Below are 15268 nucleotides of genomic sequence, written 5' to 3'. Positions count from 1 at the left end.
CTCATTTTGATAGCATTAAACATAGCAAAGGCTATATTTCCAGAGGCAGAAATGACAAACAGTCGCGTAGAGGGTAGCAGTGGCAGAGCAGCGCGCAAGTTGCGGTTCGCGTTAATGGGACCTGCGTTCATTGCTGCCATCGGCTATATCGATCCAGGTAACTTTGCGACCAATATTCAGGCCGGGGCCAGCTTCGGCTATAAGCTGCTCTGGGTGGTCGTGTGGGCTAACCTGATGGCCATGTTGATTCAGATGCTGTCCGCGAAGCTGGGGATTGCCACGGGCAAAAACCTGGCTGAACAAATTCGCGATCATTATCCGCGTCCGGCGGTATGGCTTTACTGGGTTCAGGCGGAAATTATCGCCATGGCAACCGACCTCGCCGAATTCATCGGGGCCGCGATTGGTTTTAAATTGATCCTCGGCGTCTCGCTGCTTCAGGGCGCAGTGCTCACCGGGATTGCCACTTTCCTGATCCTGATGCTGCAGCGTCGCGGTCAAAAACCGCTGGAAAAAGTTATCGGTGGGCTGCTGCTGTTTGTGGCGGCGGCCTATATCGTCGAGCTGATTTTCTCTCAGCCGAATCTGGCACAGCTCAGCAAAGGGATGATTATCCCGAGCCTGCCAACCTCTGAAGCGGTGTTCCTGGCCGCCGGGGTGCTGGGCGCAACCATCATGCCGCATGTCATTTACCTGCATTCCTCGCTGACTCAGCACCTGCACGGCGGGACGCGCAAAGAGCGTTACTCTGCGACGAAATGGGATGTGGCGATCGCCATGACCATTGCCGGTTTTGTGAACCTGGCGATGATGGCGACCGCTGCCGCCGCTTTCCATTTTAACGGTCACACCGGTATTGCCGATCTCGACCAGGCATACCTTACGCTGGAGCCGTTACTGAGCCACGCTGCTGCCACGATATTCGGGCTGAGCCTGGTGGCGGCCGGTCTCTCGTCAACGGTTGTGGGGACGCTGGCAGGGCAGGTGGTGATGCAGGGCTTTGTTCGTTTCCACATTCCGCTTTGGGTTCGTCGCTCCGTGACCATGCTGCCCTCCTTTGTTGTGATTCTGATGGGGCTGGATCCCACGAGAATTCTGGTCATGAGCCAGGTACTGCTGAGTTTTGGTATCGCGCTTGCACTGGTGCCGCTACTGATCTTTACCAGTGACAAAAGCCTGATGGGCGAACTGGTGAACAGCACGCTGGTGAAACGAACCGGTTGGGTCATTGTGGCGGTAGTGGTGTCGTTGAACCTGTGGCTCCTGGTCGGCACTGCTCTGGGGTTATAGCGTCGCGTTGAACCAAAGAAAAAGGAGCCGGGAGGCTCCTTTTTGCATTACTGATGATGCATTAGTGATGATGGCCGTGACCACCGTGTCCTCTGCCACCGTGACCCCAGCCACCGCGGCGGTCGTCACGATCGTTCCAGCCTTCACGGTAACCACGCTCATAGGCGTTGTTTTTGTACCAGCCGCGATGCAGGCCATTATCATGTCTGCGCCAGCGGTCGCCGCGCCACTCATAGTGACGGTTCCAGTAATCACGGTCGCGCCAGTAGCCACCGTCCCAGTATCTGCCGTAGTCGTCACGATCGCCAATTTGTAATTTAACTGATGGCAACAGGGTGATTTCGCCCGCAGTGGCGATCAGCGGGGCCGAAGCCAGTAATACCGCTGCAAGAATCAGTGACCTGAACATACTCTTTCTCCTTCACGATCGGGGCCTTTGTGGGGCCTGTTAACGCAATATTACGAGTTGGTAAAGGCTCGTTTCATCGCCTCAACTCCTAATTCATGAATGAGAGCACTTTTTGCTAAAAGTGATTTTATTTTGAGCTGTTCAGGATCCCATCAATGATTGCCAGTTCTTCCGCCGAGAAATGGCGGTTTTCCAGCATTGCCACGGCATCGTCAATCTGGGCAGTTTTACTGGCCCCAATCAGGACTGACGTTACCGACTCGTGGCGTAAAATCCACGCCAGCGCCATCTGTGACAGTTTCTGGCCGCGGTTTTCCGCCAGCGCGTTCAGTTGACGAACCTTCTTCAGCTTCTCTGCGGTGATCTGATCGGGGTTAAGGAACTTACTGCCGCTTGCCGCACGCGAGTCTGCAGGAATACCGTTCAGGTAGCGGTTAGTCAGCTGTCCCCCCGCCAGCGGCGAGAAGGGAATGCAGCCGACGCCTTTTTCCTGCAGCACGTCCAGCAGGCCTTCCTCTGGCGCACGTTCAAACATCGAATATTTCGGCTGGTGGATCAGACACGGCGTCCCAAGGTCATTCAGGATATCGATAGCCTTGCGGGCCTGTTCTGCAGGGTAATTTGATAACCCGACGTAAAGGGCTTTTCCCTGACGCACCACATGGTCAAGCGCTTTCATGGTTTCCAGCAGTGGCGTTTGTGGGTCAGGACGGTGATGATAGAAGATATCCACATATTCCAGCCCCATACGCTTCAGGCTTTGATCCAGGCTGGCAACCAGATATTTGCGTGACCCCCAGTCGCCGTATGGGCCATCCCACATGGTATAACCCGCTTTGGTCGAGATGATCAGCTCGTCGCGCCATGGCAGGAAATCTTCCTGCAAAATGCGACCGAAGTTACGTTCGGCTGAGCCGGGAGGAGGACCGTAATTATTGGCAAGGTCGAAATGCGTAATACCCAGATCGAACGCGCGCTGTAAAAGTTGACGGCTGTTTTCGACAAGCGTGGCGTCGCCAAAATTGTGCCACAACCCGAGTGAGATGGCGGGCAACTTGAGTCCGCTTTGCCCGCAGCGGCGATACTGCATTGTCTGATAACGATTTTTGTCCGGCTGGTAACCCATTCTGATGCCCTCTGGCGCTGAAAGGAAAAATCAGTGTATACGTTTACATTAACGTGAAAAAAAAGAGCATAGCGCAGCCTTTTTTGTAAAGCATTCTTTCCATGCCCTTCTTACGACCAATTCTGGACAGCCATCACGCTTCTTTAATACTCAAAGTGAGGTCAACGTCAGAAGGACACCTGTTATGCGAACCCCATACTGCGTCGCCGATTACCTGCTGGACCGTCTTACAGATTGTGGTGCCGATCATCTGTTTGGCGTGCCGGGCGACTATAACCTGCAGTTTCTCGACCACGTAATAGACAGCCCGGATATTTGTTGGGTGGGCTGTGCCAATGAGCTGAACGCATCCTATGCCGCTGACGGATACGCCCGATGTAAGGGCTTTGCCGCGCTGCTGACCACATTCGGCGTTGGGGAGTTAAGTGCCATGAACGGCATTGCCGGCAGCTATGCCGAGCATGTCCCGGTTTTACATATTGTGGGAGCGCCGGGTACAGCGGCACAGCAAAGGGGAGAGCTGCTGCATCATACGTTGGGGGATGGGGAGTTCCGTCACTTTTATCATATGAGCGAGCCGATCACCGTCGCACAGGCGGTCCTTACCGAACAAAATGCCTGTTATGAAATCGACCGTGTGTTGACAACCATGCTTCGGGAACGTCGCCCCGGTTATCTGATGTTACCCGCTGATGTGGCAAAAAAAGCCGCCACGCCGCCTGTAAACGCTCTCACTCATAAGCAGGCTCATGCCGATAGCGCCTGCCTGAAAGCGTTCCGGGATGCTGCTGAGAACAAACTGGCGATGAGCAAACGTACCGCGCTGCTGGCCGACTTCCTTGTTCTGCGCCATGGCCTGAAGCATGCGCTACAGAAGTGGGTGAAAGAGGTACCGATGGCGCACGCCACCATGCTGATGGGGAAAGGGATATTCGACGAGCGGCAGGCGGGTTTTTACGGCACATACAGTGGTTCAGCCAGCACCGGTGCGGTAAAAGAGGCGATTGAAGGGGCTGACACGGTATTGTGTGTTGGCACGCGTTTTACCGATACCCTGACGGCCGGGTTCACGCACCAGCTTACCCCTGCGCAAACCATTGAAGTCCAGCCGCATTCCGCACGCGTCGGGGATGTCTGGTTTACCGGCATCCCAATGAACCAGGCGATTGAGACGCTGGTCGAACTCTGCAAACAGCACGTGCATGCTGGCCTTATGTCGTCATCATCAGGCGCAATACCGTTCCCGCAGCCGGACGGTTCGCTTACCCAGGAGAATTTCTGGAGAACGTTGCAAACCTTTATTCGCCCGGGGGACATTATCCTTGCCGACCAGGGAACATCGGCCTTCGGCGCGATTGATCTGCGTTTACCGGCTGATGTGAATTTTATCGTCCAGCCGCTGTGGGGCTCGATTGGTTACACGCTGGCGGCGGCGTTTGGTGCACAAACCGCATGCCCGAACCGGCGCGTGATTGTGCTAACGGGGGATGGCGCGGCCCAGCTCACCATTCAGGAACTAGGCTCGATGCTGCGTGATAAGCAGCACCCCATTATTCTGGTGCTCAACAACGAAGGCTACACGGTTGAGAGGGCTATCCACGGGGCGGAGCAGCGGTATAACGACATTGCTTTGTGGAACTGGACGCACATTCCGCAGGCGTTGAGCCTCGATCCTCAGTCTGAGTGCTGGCGGGTCAGTGAAGCGGAACAGCTGGCGGACGTACTTGAAAAAGTGGCGCACCACGAGCGGCTCTCGTTGATTGAGGTGATGCTCCCGAAAGCGGATATCCCGCCGCTGCTCGGGGCGCTTACCAAAGCTCTGGAAGCGCGTAATAACGCCTGATTACTTGTCGTTTCGCCAGGCCATCATCATCGGTTTGCCCGCCAGCAGGAGCCAGGCGGGCAACATCACGATACAGAGCAGGGGGAAGAGCGTTGAATCCGGCACCACTACCGCCGCCATAAACAGGCTCAGCCACGCATCGCGCGTCACCACCAGCACCAGCCCCAGAATTGAGCAAGAGACCGTTATCGCTGCCGGCACCGCATCCACATGCTCATGCAGCATCAGCCCCAGCGCCACGCCGATAAACACCGCCGGGAAGATACGCCCACCGCGGAACCCACATGCTGCAGCTACCACCAGCGCCGCCAGTTTAACCAGCGCAAACAGCAGGTAATCAGACACGCTGAACACCTGGCTGAAAGCCAACTGCTGCATTTCATCAAGGCCTTTAAACAGCGTTACCGTTCCGCCGATAGCCCCTAATACGCCCAGCATCAGACCACCCGCCCCCAGAATCAGCACCGGGTGCTTCAGCCGGTGCATCAGACGGTGCAGGCGCGGAAGGCACCATACCGCAATCATCCCGAGTGCAATGGCGATCGCGACGACGATGGCACCGCTGAAAATATCGGCAATATGCATCTGACCGTAGTGGGGCAGAGAGAGTGAGAAATGAGGATGGAAAAACAGACTGGTCGTGAGCGCACCAGCCGCAGCGGCCATCAGCGGCGCAAAGAGTTTATCCCAGAGCGGGACGTCGTTATTGCTGGTAAGCGTCTGAGAAAAAATAAGGGCGGCGGCAACGGGCGTGCCGAAAAGCGCCCCGATGGTGCCTGCAGAGGCGAGGATGGTCCAGTCCAGCGCACCGACACGGGGTAAAATGCGCGAACCGAGAAAGACCGCCATACCAATGTTTACCGCCATGATGGGGTGTTCAGGACCAAGGCTGACACCGCCCGCCAGACCCAGGATCAACGCGATAATCAGCCCCGGCAGCGCCGAGGGGGGAACGGGCGCACCGATCAGTGGCTCAAGCGCCGGATCCGGCCCGGCGTGCCCGGGGCTAAAGCGGATCACCAGACCCACCGCAACGCCGGTGAGCGTCAGCATCAACATGATCCATCCCGGCGAATCCACGCTGACGCCCAGTTGTGCAGGAAGCGCCGTCCATAACATCGCCTGCAACACCGACGCGACTTTCATCACGACAATGAGCACCAGACTTGAGGCAACGCCAATGATCAGCGCCGGTATTGCCAGTAAGAGCATGGTTCTGGCTCGCGGATGGAGCATGATGATTTCCTTGTACAAAACGCTATTACGTTACTTTGCACAATCAGCTTTATGGCAATAGTGCAAAAGGTGCTGAAACGGTAAAGTTATTCTGTGACGAAGATCGATAATCCACGGGCATTCACCTTCCGGTCGTTGTTGTTATCACGCCTTGAACTTACAGTGTCCCAAAGATTTATTCTGACTTTAGCGGAGCAGTAGAAGAATGACAAAGTATGCTTTGGTAGGCGATGTGGGCGGCACGAATGCTCGCCTTGCCCTATGCGATGTAAATAGCGGTGAAATTTCCCGGGCGAAAACCTATTCAGGGCTGGATTATCCAAGTCTTGAGGCCGTTGTTCGGGTCTATCTTGAAGAGCAACAGGTGAGCATTGAAGATGGATGTATCGCCATTGCCTGCCCGATTACCGGTGACTGGGTGGCGATGACCAACCATGTCTGGGCATTTTCCATCGCTGAGATGAAAAAAAACCTTGGTTTTGCGCATCTTGAAATCATCAACGACTTTACTGCCGTGTCCATGGCGATCCCGATGCTGAAGCCAGAGCATCTGATTCAGTTTGGCGGTACAGCGCCAGTAGAAGGTAAGCCGATTGCGGTCTACGGTGCCGGTACCGGTCTTGGCGTTTCACATCTGGTTCACGTCGACCAGCGCTGGGTAAGCCTGCCGGGTGAGGGCGGTCACGTGGACTTTGCGCCCAACAGCGAAGAAGAGGGCATTATCCTCGAAGAGTTGCGAGCTGAAATCGGCCACGTCTCCGCCGAGCGCGTGCTTTCCGGTCCGGGTCTGGTGAATCTGTACCGTGCGATTGTAAAATCAGACGGTCGTCTGCCGGAGAATCTGCAGCCAAAAGATGTGACCGAACGCGCGCTGGCGGACAGCTGCATCGACTGTCGCCGTGCGCTGTCGCTGTTCTGTGTGATCATGGGACGGTTTGGCGGCAACCTGGCGCTGACGCTGGGCACCTTCGGGGGAGTCTACATCGCGGGCGGGATCGTACCGCGTTTCCTCGACTTCTTTACAGCCTCAGGCTTCCGCGGTGCGTTTGAAGACAAAGGTCGCTTCAGAAGCTATGTGCAGGACATCCCTGTGTACCTGATTGTGCACGATAACCCTGGCCTGCTTGGCTCGGGCGCGCACCTGCGTCAGGTACTGGGTCAAATCCTCTGACGACTATCCCTCTCCTGCGGGAGAGGGGATTTTTACAGATGCATCAGCTGGCGGAACTCTTTCACCTTGCTGCGACTCACCGGGACCTGAAAATCAAGATCCTTCAGACGCAAAATATAGGTGTTGTTAAACCACGGTTCGATCTCGCGGATCTTGTTTAGATTGACGCAAAACGAACGGTGACAGCGGAAAAAGTGCGCCGCCGGCAGTTTGTTGCAAAACTCGGTGATGTTCATTGCCATCACGTATGATTCACGCCGTGTATAGACAAATGTCATCTTCTCGTGCGCTTCGGCATAGTAGATATCGTCAATAGGCGTCACGATGATGCGTTCATCCTTGACCAGATTTATGGTGTCGTTTTCACGTATCGCCGGGCTTGCGTTAGCAGGCGTGGCCTGTTGTTGCCATGCGGCTTCCAGCTTTTGCAGCATGCTGACAATACGCGATTCCTGGTAAGGCTTCAGAATATAGTCAAACGCTTCCAGTTCGAAGGCTTCTACGGCGTGCTCTTTCCAGGCGGTGACGAAAACAATAAACGGCTTATGAGCAAACTGATTAATATTTTGCGCCAGTAATACACCGTCCAGTGATGGAATGTTGATATCCAGAAAAATGGCGTCGACCCGGTTATGCTGCAAGAACTTGAGCACGTCCAGACCATCCTCAAAGGTACCCACAATCTCCATCTGGCTGTGCGTTTTGATAAGCCAGCTCAGCTCCTGTTGAGCCAGAATTTCATCTTCCACGATGATGACTTTCATTGATTACTCCGGCCTATGGCAACAGTGATGTCGCCGCATGAACAGGGGAGCGTTCATTCGGGACGTAAAAAGCAATTTCGGTGCCGGGTTCGAGACGGTGAATGTGCAGTCCGTCGCCGAACAACAGCTTGACCCGATGGTGCACGTTCAGCAGTCCAATTTTATTGCCCGGCATTTCGTTAGACTCCACGCGCTCAATGACTTTTGGATCAATACCGTGGCCGGTATCGCGCACGGCAATGCGCACGCGGTTACCGCTTTCGGTTACGCTGATGGTGACCACGCCTTTACCTTTACACGGCTGAATGCCGTGAACAATCGCGTTTTCCACCAGCGGCTGGATCAGCAGGCTTGGGATCACACAGTTGACCTCTTCATCGATATCGTAAATCACCGTGAGCTTGTCACCAAAACGGGCCTGCTCAATCGCGATATAGTCCTTGATCTGATACAGCTCTTTTTTGATGTCGATCTGCTCATCATCGTTCAGTTCAATGTTGTAGCGCAGGTAGCGCGACAGATTGAATATAAGCTGACGCGCGGTGTCCGGATTCATCCGGATGGAGGACGAGATGGCGTTCAGCGCGTTAAACAGAAAATGAGGATTGATTTTGCTCTGAAGCGCGCGCAGTTCTGCCTTATTTGCCATCTCGCGCAGCTGTTCTGCACGGGAAACTTCCAGCTGGGTAGAGATAATTTGCGACAGGCCGATGGCCATCTCCTGAAGCGTGGAGGTGATCTGGTGCGCGTGGCAGTAGTAGATTTTTAGTGTGCCCGTTACCACGCCTTTTTCCCACAGCGGAATCACCAGCATGGAGTGGATTTCCGGCGTTCGGTGAGCTTCATCATTGTTCTTAATGATGATTTTACCGTAGTTGATCGCCTGTCGGGTGGTGGGGCTAATGGTATCGTCATTATCGCGGTAATTGTGTTCCCCGACGCCGACGTAAGCCAGTACGTGGTCGTTATTGGTAATGGCGACCGCATCGGCATGAATATCGCGGCGGATTATATCGCAGACCTGACGTAACGACTCCGCGTTCACATGGCGGAAGAGTGGCAGCGTTTTGTTGGCGATATCCAGCGCCAGCTTGGCCTGACGCGCGGCACTGGCCTCTTTTTCTCCCTCAACGCTTTGTACCAGCAGCACGATAAAACCGATGCAGACGCTGCCGAGGATCATGGGAATACCGATTTTCGAAACGATATCCAGCCCCAGTGCGATAGTGGGGGCCCACACCACCACCAGGATCATGGTCAGCGTTTCGCACACCATGCCGGCGATGATCCCGGCGCGCCAGCGCTGCTTTTTCGGGATCTTGCGGTTAATCCATCCTGACAGTATCCCGGCAATAATACTGGTAATAAAACAGGGAATTGCCGTCACGCCACCGATATCAATCAGGTAACGGTGCGTACCGGCAATCAGTCCGGTGATGACGCCGACCCACGGGCCAAACAAAATCCCGCCGGACATAACGGCAATGATGCGCACGTTAACCAGCGATCCCTCGACCGGCACGCCGGACCAGGTGCTGAACAACGCGAACAGCGAGAAGATAGCCGTTACGGCCAGCAGCTCTTTTGGCGAGTGCGCAGACTTGTGCAAAAGCTCGCGGAACAGGCGAATGCGGATAAGGAAAAACAGGCAAATCAGCATTAATGCCGCGCGGTCAAAAACTGCCAGCAGCATATTGAATATTTCGTGCACGAGTAGACCAGGGAAAACGGGAAAGAACCATGATAAAAAACCTGGCGCGTATTGACCAGCTATCCGTCAGGTTTATCAAATGGGGAAAAACCCTGTTTTGCAAAGGGGATTATCAGGAGAGGGCTGAAGTCTCCCGATTTTTTTGTGATAACGCCTGAGCAGGTAACGGTTTTGATATCATCGTGTTACACAACAGATATCAGAAAGAGGCTGTCACTTCGGACGCTTCCGCTTTTCAATGCAGCAGGGTTCCGATTTTAGCGCGCACTCTTTTTTTTCATTTCCCTCTCGACAGCATGATTTTTTTCAGGTTATTTTCTAAACATGCCACATCGGTGGCAGCGTCGCTCGGACGGTCCGGGCGCTAACGTTAATCTGAGGAATCTATGGCTGAATTCAGTCCTGAACGCCGTTTTACGCGTATCGATCGTCTCCCCCCTTATGTATTCAACATCACTGCTGAACTGAAAATGGCTGCGCGTCGGCGCGGCGAAGACATTATTGATTTCAGCATGGGTAACCCTGACGGCCCAACACCGCCGCATATTGTTGAGAAGTTATGTACGGTTGCTCAGCGTCCGGATACGCACGGCTACTCCACCTCTCGCGGTATTCCTCGATTACGTCGTGCAATTTCTCGCTGGTATCAGGATCGCTACCAGGTTGATATCGACCCTGAAAGCGAGGCGATTGTCACCATCGGCTCAAAAGAAGGTCTGGCGCACCTGATGCTGGCGACACTGGATCATGGTGATACTGTACTGGTGCCCAATCCGAGCTACCCGATTCACATTTATGGCGCAGTGATTGCCGGAGCGCAGGTTCGCTCCGTACCACTGGTGGAAGGGGTCGATTTCTTTAACGAACTGGAACGTGCGATTCGCGAAAGCTATCCGAAACCTAAGATGATGATCCTCGGTTTTCCGTCGAACCCGACGGCGCAGTGCGTAGAGCTCGATTTCTTTGAAAAAGTGGTCGCCCTGGCCAAACGTTACGACGTGCTGGTGGTGCATGATTTAGCCTATGCCGATATTGTCTATGACGGCTGGAAAGCCCCTTCGATTATGCAGGTTCCTGGCGCACGCGATGTGGCGGTTGAGTTCTTTACGCTGTCGAAAAGCTACAACATGGCTGGCTGGCGCATCGGCTTTATGGTGGGCAACAAGACGCTGGTGAATGCCCTGGCGCGCATCAAGAGTTATCACGACTATGGTACCTTTACCCCTCTTCAGGTCGCGGCTATTGCAGCCCTTGAAGGCGATCAGCAGTGTGTGCATGAGATTGCTGCGCAGTATAAGCGTCGCCGTGATGTGCTGGTCAAAGGGTTGCATGAAGCGGGCTGGATGGTGGACATGCCAAAAGCGTCCATGTACGTCTGGGCTAAAATTCCGGAGCCGTATGCGGCAATGGGATCGCTGGAGTTTGCCAAAAAGCTGCTGCAGGACGCGAAGGTATGTGTCTCGCCGGGCATTGGCTTTGGTGATTATGGCGACACCCATGTGCGATTCGCTCTGATTGAAAACAGTGACCGCATCCGGCAGGCGGTGAGGGGCATCAAGAGTATGTTCCGCGCCGACGGACTTCTCTCATCGAAAAGCGTCACCGAACATCACGCGTCATCATGACATAAAAAAACAGGAGCCATCGGCTCCTGTTTTTTTGACTGCATGTTCTTCACTAGATCATCAGGGCAAACGTTCCGGCCCAGACTAAAACAATCACCGAAATGCCCATAAAGAAATATTTCACGTTTCATCGCTCCGCGTATCTTGTGGTACGCATTTAAAAACAGAGTCCACCTGATTATAGAGAGCTGAAGTTGGCTTATAGCGGAAATAAGATTTTTCCCGTAATACCGCTGACTCCCGCTCAGAATTCTGTGCTTTCCTGTTGCCAGACGGCGCTAATGTACGCCTAAAAATGGGGGGTGACAAGAGGGATTTTTTTAAATAATTTCCGTCACTTACGAGTGTCGTGTAACGGCGACAGTTTGATTTCAGAACGCAATAAATTCACTTTGAGCGACGCAAAGAAAGACAGTACACAGCGTGATTACAGGTCATTGAAAAGGTTAGTTTCTTAACGAAACTAACCTTCTGGAATTTAGATATACAGCGAGGCTTCGCCAAGAGGGCGTGTTTTGAAACGGCGATGCATCCAGAGATATTGCTCAGGCGCACGCATGATTTCCATTTCGATAACTTTATTGATGAACGTAGCGGCTTCGCCTTCGTTTTCCGGATAGTTAGCCATCTCAGGGGAGATATGCAGGCGATAGCCTGATTTATCCGCTTTTCTGACCATCGTGACGGTCAACATGGAGGCACCGGAAAGACGTGAAATCACAAAGGTACCATTGGTCGTGGCGACATCTTTCACCGCAAAGAACGGAGCGAAGCTACTGCCTTTACGGCCATAATCCTGGTCCGGTGCGAACCAGACGGCCTCACCTTTTTTCAGTGCGCCAACCATGCCGCGCAGGTTGTTACGGCTGATCATCGCCTTATTCGAGCGCATACGACCACGTGTCTGCACCCATTCCATCACGGCGCTGTTGTGCGGACGGTAGGTTGCCATCATCGGCTGGCAAAGCCCCATGACGCGCCCCCCCAGTTCCAGAGACATAAAGTGAACGCCGACCACCATCACGCCGCGGTTTTGCAACTGGGCACGTTTCAGGTTATCCAGGCCTTCCACATCAAACCATTTACGAACACGTTCATCAGACCAGAACCATGCCATACCGGTTTCAAGCAGAGCCATGCCGATAGATTTAAAGTTTTCAGCAATCAGTTTTTCGCGCTGTTCCGCATTGTACTGTGGAAAGCAAAGTTCGAGATTTTTACGCGCAATAGACTCACGACGTTTAAGGAAGTGGCGCGATGCGCTGCCAAGCCTGGAGCCCAGAATGCGGATTACGGGATAAGGAAGCTGAACCAGTAACCAGAGCACGCCAAGACCAAACCATGTGAACCAGTAACGCGGGTGCAGAAACGCGCGTTTGAATTTGGATTGTGACAAAATAATGGGAACCTATATAAAGTCGGTGAAAGTCACGCATTGCGTAACCACGTACCTGTTAGACCGTAGTACAAGGTCATGGTTGCAGGCTTTACCGATCTTTACGGCGTTGCCTGGCCATTGCTGACGTTGGGTGGGCGGTATAATGTAGCACCCTTTATACGGTATGTGCTATTACTCGTTCTTGATTAAAAAAGCGGCAATTCGAAAGGTCTTTGATTTTTCTGTTTTTATAAACCAGAACAGATGCGCGACGGCATCTGTTTGGATATTTTGAAAGCAGTCGCTATGCTTTCCAGGCCGCATCGCCAGGCTGTACCTGTTTATACCATGCCATCAGCGCGGCTGTACCGGGCTCTCCCTCGGCGGGGGCCCAGGTAACGAAATCCTCATCAGCCACCGGTTGATAGCCACCGTGTTTAACTTCAAAAATAACGCCGCCGTGATCCAGTGACAGCACGGCATGCCAGGTTCCCGCCTCCATCTCCAGCGCCATACACGCTTCACCTAATACGGCGCGACGGGTGACGACGCCCTGGTCGTCAAAATTCAGCACGACAAAACGCCCGCGAAGGGGAAGTAACAGCTCAAAGGTATGCGGATGACGATGAGGGCGAACATAGGTGCCTGGTTCCATCGCGATGGCCAGCCGCTGAACCGGGTCGCTCAGTTCAGGATGAAAGTTACGATGTGCGCGTAAACGCGGGGCGTTAGCCGCCGCTTCACTTTGTTGCTTCAAATCGGAGAGCGTGATTTGTTTCATGGTGGTTGCCTAAAGAGAAGAGGGTCTGTGGAGCAAAGCAGTGGAATTGTAATACGGAATAACATAACCCATATAAATGAGGGTTCAATCACTGCACATCACCTCTGGAGCATAATAACCTGTGCTGCTAAATTCTCTTTAGCGGCTAAAACGTGACTGACAGGGAAAAGCGGGTGACAGAGCAAATCGATTATCAGATTGAAAAATACAGATTTACCGAGGCGAATGAACCTCCGCGTCTTACCCGTCAGTGGGCCGACGTTTTAAGCGAGTGCAAGGCGATCCAGGCCGGGGCCGAGGCGCGTCTGCGTATTGCCCTGACCAATGTCGATTACGTTACCAGCTTTGAGCTGCCTTTCCGCCTGCTGCTCGTGCGGACACCTCAGTTAATTGCCGGGTTGCGTGATGAACTGCAGCTCAGCCAGAAGAATGTCATTTTTAACGGGAAGCGGTTTGGCTGTGTCTGGAGCGTGAAGTCCGATTTGAGCGGTGTACCTGACGTTTTTCAATATCATCTGTCCACACGTATACGGCGAACGGAAGCGACACAATTGACCGCGGAACCTTTTCTGCAGATAGCCAAAGAAATTAAGTCCCCCACGGAACGTCTGAAACGTGCTCTGTTAAGTGGTCTGGAGGTAACCGCACTCGATGCGCTGTTCTGGTTTGGGATCCAGCGGATTGCTGCTGAGGTGTCGCGTCTGAGAAAGGCCGGAATGAGAATTACCACTGCGGAAAAACAGGTATTTGATAATCTTACCGGAACCACTCGCCTTGTGCCGGTGTATCGGCGCGCCGATGAGAGCATGGTGTCCCCTGCAGGAATCGAACCTGCAACTAGCCCTTAGGAGGGGCTCGTTATATCCATTTAACTAAGGGGACAAGGCGGCACGAGTATAGCCTCATTTACACTTTGCGTTAAGCTCATCGCCGCCTGACTGCTCAAAGAGTCACCATTCAGGTCGATTTTTTTGCAGATTTATCATCGTTTTCCCGCGCTTTCTGTTCGGCCTTGCGCTTATTAGACATGTCGTTACGGATTTGCGCATGGCTTAACAGTGCGAAGATAAACGTTCCGCCGCAGATATTGCCTGCCAGCGTCGGCAGGGCGAACGGCCAGAAAAAATCGCTCCAGTGAAGCGTACCATTAAAGACCAGATAGAGGATTTCAACGGTTCCGACCACGATGTGCGTGGTGTCAGCCAGCGCTATCAGCCAGGTCATTAATATGATCACGACAATTTTGGCACTGCCCGCGGAAGGAAACATCCACACCATGGTCGCGATTATCCAGCCGGAGATGATGGCATTTGAGAACATTTCGAACGGCGTGTTTTTCATTACGTCCATACCGATTTTCACGAAGGCATCCCGGGTGGGCTCATCGAATATCGGCATATATTCAAATGCCCATGCCGCCACGCCTGTACCGATGATATTCCCCAGCAGCACCACGCTCCATAAACGCATCAGTAAACCGAAATTACCGAGGGTAGGGTTTTGCATCACCGGGAGAACGGCGGTAACGGTGTTTTCAGTAAACAGCTGCTGGCGCGCCATAATGACAATCACAAAGCCAAAGGTGTAGCCGAGATTTTCAAGTAAAAACCCACCGGGTACCCCTTCCAGTTGCACATGGAATATGCCCTTGGCGAGGAGTGAGGCGCCCATCGACAAGCCTGCCGCGATGGCCGACCAAAACAGAGCCATGGCATCACGCTCCATCTCTTTTTCGCCATCCTGTCGGATATGTTCATGGATCGCCATCGCACGGGAAGGAAGGCGATCTTCATTGATTTCTATCTCCTCACCGCGCTCTTTTTCCTCGCTTTCAATTTCAATTTCCTCATTACTCTCGCCAATTTTTTCTTCGCCCACTTCTTTCATAGCCACTCCAACACGATGATCTTTCTATAAAGCGTAGCGGCTTTTAA

14 protein-coding genes and 1 tRNA gene are annotated in these 15268 nt (G+C 53.4%); 5 read left to right on the top strand and 10 right to left on the bottom strand.

Translation table 11 applies throughout. The annotated features are described in order from the left end of the window. Positions 1-51 precede the first annotated feature (51 nt). Entirely contained in the window at positions 52-1290 is a 1239-nt protein-coding gene (locus HV340_RS15970; protein ID WP_020883097.1) for an Nramp family divalent metal transporter, read from the top strand. 61 nt (positions 1291-1351) lie between these two features. On the opposite strand, the gene HV340_RS15965 is transcribed toward HV340_RS15970, so the two are convergent. After that, positions 1352-1699: a DUF2502 domain-containing protein gene (locus HV340_RS15965; protein WP_014171067.1), complete on the bottom strand. Its 348-nt coding sequence runs from the start codon at positions 1697-1699 to the stop codon at positions 1352-1354. Between the two features lie 127 nt (positions 1700-1826). Continuing rightward, positions 1827-2825 carry an L-glyceraldehyde 3-phosphate reductase gene (mgrA, locus tag HV340_RS15960; RefSeq protein WP_059306638.1) on the bottom strand — a complete coding sequence of 333 codons (999 nt, stop codon included), beginning with the start codon at positions 2823-2825 and terminating at the stop codon, positions 1827-1829. Positions 2826-3009: 184 nt separating this feature from the next. On the opposite strand from mgrA, the gene ipdC reads away from it, so the two are divergent. After that, complete coding sequence (ipdC, locus tag HV340_RS15955) at positions 3010-4668, top strand: indolepyruvate decarboxylase (RefSeq protein WP_059306637.1); 1659 nt, start codon at positions 3010-3012, stop codon at positions 4666-4668. On the opposite strand, the gene HV340_RS15950 is transcribed toward ipdC, so the two are convergent. Next, positions 4669-5904 carry an ion channel protein gene (locus HV340_RS15950; protein WP_020883101.1) on the bottom strand — a complete coding sequence of 412 codons (1236 nt, stop codon included), beginning with the start codon at positions 5902-5904 and terminating at the stop codon, positions 4669-4671. A gap of 205 nt (positions 5905-6109) precedes the next feature. Here HV340_RS15950 and glk point away from each other — a divergent pair, with 205 nt between their 5' ends. Continuing rightward, complete coding sequence (gene glk, locus HV340_RS15945) at positions 6110-7075, top strand: glucokinase (RefSeq protein WP_020883102.1); 966 nt, start codon at positions 6110-6112, stop codon at positions 7073-7075. A 32-nt stretch (positions 7076-7107) separates the two neighbouring features. On the opposite strand, the gene HV340_RS15940 is transcribed toward glk, so the two are convergent. Together HV340_RS15940 and HV340_RS15935 are read right to left on the bottom strand one after the other, a co-directional pair. Further along, the gene (locus HV340_RS15940) at positions 7108-7839 is read right to left on the bottom strand and encodes a LytTR family DNA-binding domain-containing protein (RefSeq protein WP_025203509.1); all 732 of its coding nucleotides are present in this window, start codon (positions 7837-7839) and stop codon (positions 7108-7110) included. A 13-nt stretch (positions 7840-7852) separates the two neighbouring features. Continuing rightward, positions 7853-9550 (bottom strand): sensor histidine kinase, encoded by a 1698-nt coding sequence (locus HV340_RS15935; protein WP_050737150.1) that lies wholly within the window; start codon positions 9548-9550, stop codon positions 7853-7855. A gap of 386 nt (positions 9551-9936) precedes the next feature. On the opposite strand from HV340_RS15935, the gene alaC reads away from it, so the two are divergent. Then, positions 9937-11175 carry an alanine transaminase gene (gene alaC / locus HV340_RS15930; RefSeq protein ID WP_025203511.1) on the top strand — a complete coding sequence of 413 codons (1239 nt, stop codon included), beginning with the start codon at positions 9937-9939 and terminating at the stop codon, positions 11173-11175. A gap of 52 nt (positions 11176-11227) precedes the next feature. Here alaC and ypdK read toward each other — a convergent pair whose 3' ends face one another. The 3 genes from ypdK to HV340_RS15915 form a co-directional block, all read right to left on the bottom strand. Further along, the gene (gene ypdK / locus HV340_RS15925; protein WP_099458937.1) at positions 11228-11299 is read right to left on the bottom strand and encodes a membrane protein YpdK; all 72 of its coding nucleotides are present in this window, start codon (positions 11297-11299) and stop codon (positions 11228-11230) included. 354 nt (positions 11300-11653) lie between these two features. Beyond that, positions 11654-12574 (bottom strand): kdo(2)-lipid IV(A) palmitoleoyltransferase, encoded by a 921-nt coding sequence (gene lpxP / locus HV340_RS15920; protein WP_025203512.1) that lies wholly within the window; start codon positions 12572-12574, stop codon positions 11654-11656. Between the two features lie 283 nt (positions 12575-12857). Continuing rightward, positions 12858-13334 carry a WbuC family cupin fold metalloprotein gene (locus HV340_RS15915; RefSeq protein ID WP_059306636.1) on the bottom strand — a complete coding sequence of 159 codons (477 nt, stop codon included), beginning with the start codon at positions 13332-13334 and terminating at the stop codon, positions 12858-12860. Between the two features lie 173 nt (positions 13335-13507). Between HV340_RS15915 and HV340_RS15910 the strand changes: the two genes are divergently transcribed. Then, on the top strand, positions 13508-14182 hold the full coding sequence (locus tag HV340_RS15910) for a helix-turn-helix domain-containing protein (protein ID WP_072255841.1): 675 nt from the start codon (positions 13508-13510) through the stop codon (positions 14180-14182). Here the strand turns inward: HV340_RS15910 and HV340_RS15905 are convergent. Further along, a tRNA-Arg gene (locus tag HV340_RS15905) sits at positions 14142-14216 on the bottom strand. The two genes, HV340_RS15910 and HV340_RS15905, sit on opposite strands and share 41 nt — an antisense overlap. A gap of 75 nt (positions 14217-14291) precedes the next feature. Next, positions 14292-15221 (bottom strand): formate/nitrite transporter family protein, encoded by a 930-nt coding sequence (locus tag HV340_RS15900; RefSeq protein ID WP_020883107.1) that lies wholly within the window; start codon positions 15219-15221, stop codon positions 14292-14294. Positions 15222-15268: the final 47 nt, after the last annotated feature.

The organism is Enterobacter sp. RHBSTW-00975 (assembly GCF_013615235.1).
Classification (GTDB): Bacteria; Pseudomonadota; Gammaproteobacteria; order Enterobacterales; family Enterobacteriaceae; genus Enterobacter; species Enterobacter ludwigii.
Note: the sequence above shows the minus strand (reverse complement) of the source record. Positions and strands in the feature narration are given on the sequence as shown.

What these genes read in the sequence shown, in the direction of transcription:
- alaC (WP_025203511.1), top strand. Translation starts at nt 9,937, where the DNA reads ATGGCTGAATTCAGTCCTGAACGCCGTTTTACGCGTATCGATCGTCTC.
- HV340_RS15900 (WP_020883107.1), bottom strand. Translation starts at nt 15,221, where the DNA reads ATGAAAGAAGTGGGCGAAGAAAAAATTGGCGAGAGTAATGAGGAAATT.
- HV340_RS15915 (WP_059306636.1), bottom strand. Translation starts at nt 13,334, where the DNA reads ATGAAACAAATCACGCTCTCCGATTTGAAGCAACAAAGTGAAGCGGCG.
- HV340_RS15940 (WP_025203509.1), bottom strand. Translation starts at nt 7,839, where the DNA reads ATGAAAGTCATCATCGTGGAAGATGAAATTCTGGCTCAACAGGAGCTG.
- mgrA (WP_059306638.1), bottom strand. Translation starts at nt 2,825, where the DNA reads ATGGGTTACCAGCCGGACAAAAATCGTTATCAGACAATGCAGTATCGC.
- ipdC (WP_059306637.1), top strand. Translation starts at nt 3,010, where the DNA reads ATGCGAACCCCATACTGCGTCGCCGATTACCTGCTGGACCGTCTTACA.
- glk (WP_020883102.1), top strand. Translation starts at nt 6,110, where the DNA reads ATGACAAAGTATGCTTTGGTAGGCGATGTGGGCGGCACGAATGCTCGC.
- HV340_RS15970 (WP_020883097.1), top strand. Translation starts at nt 52, where the DNA reads ATGACAAACAGTCGCGTAGAGGGTAGCAGTGGCAGAGCAGCGCGCAAG.
- HV340_RS15965 (WP_014171067.1), bottom strand. Translation starts at nt 1,699, where the DNA reads ATGTTCAGGTCACTGATTCTTGCAGCGGTATTACTGGCTTCGGCCCCG.
- HV340_RS15950 (WP_020883101.1), bottom strand. Translation starts at nt 5,904, where the DNA reads ATGCTCCATCCGCGAGCCAGAACCATGCTCTTACTGGCAATACCGGCG.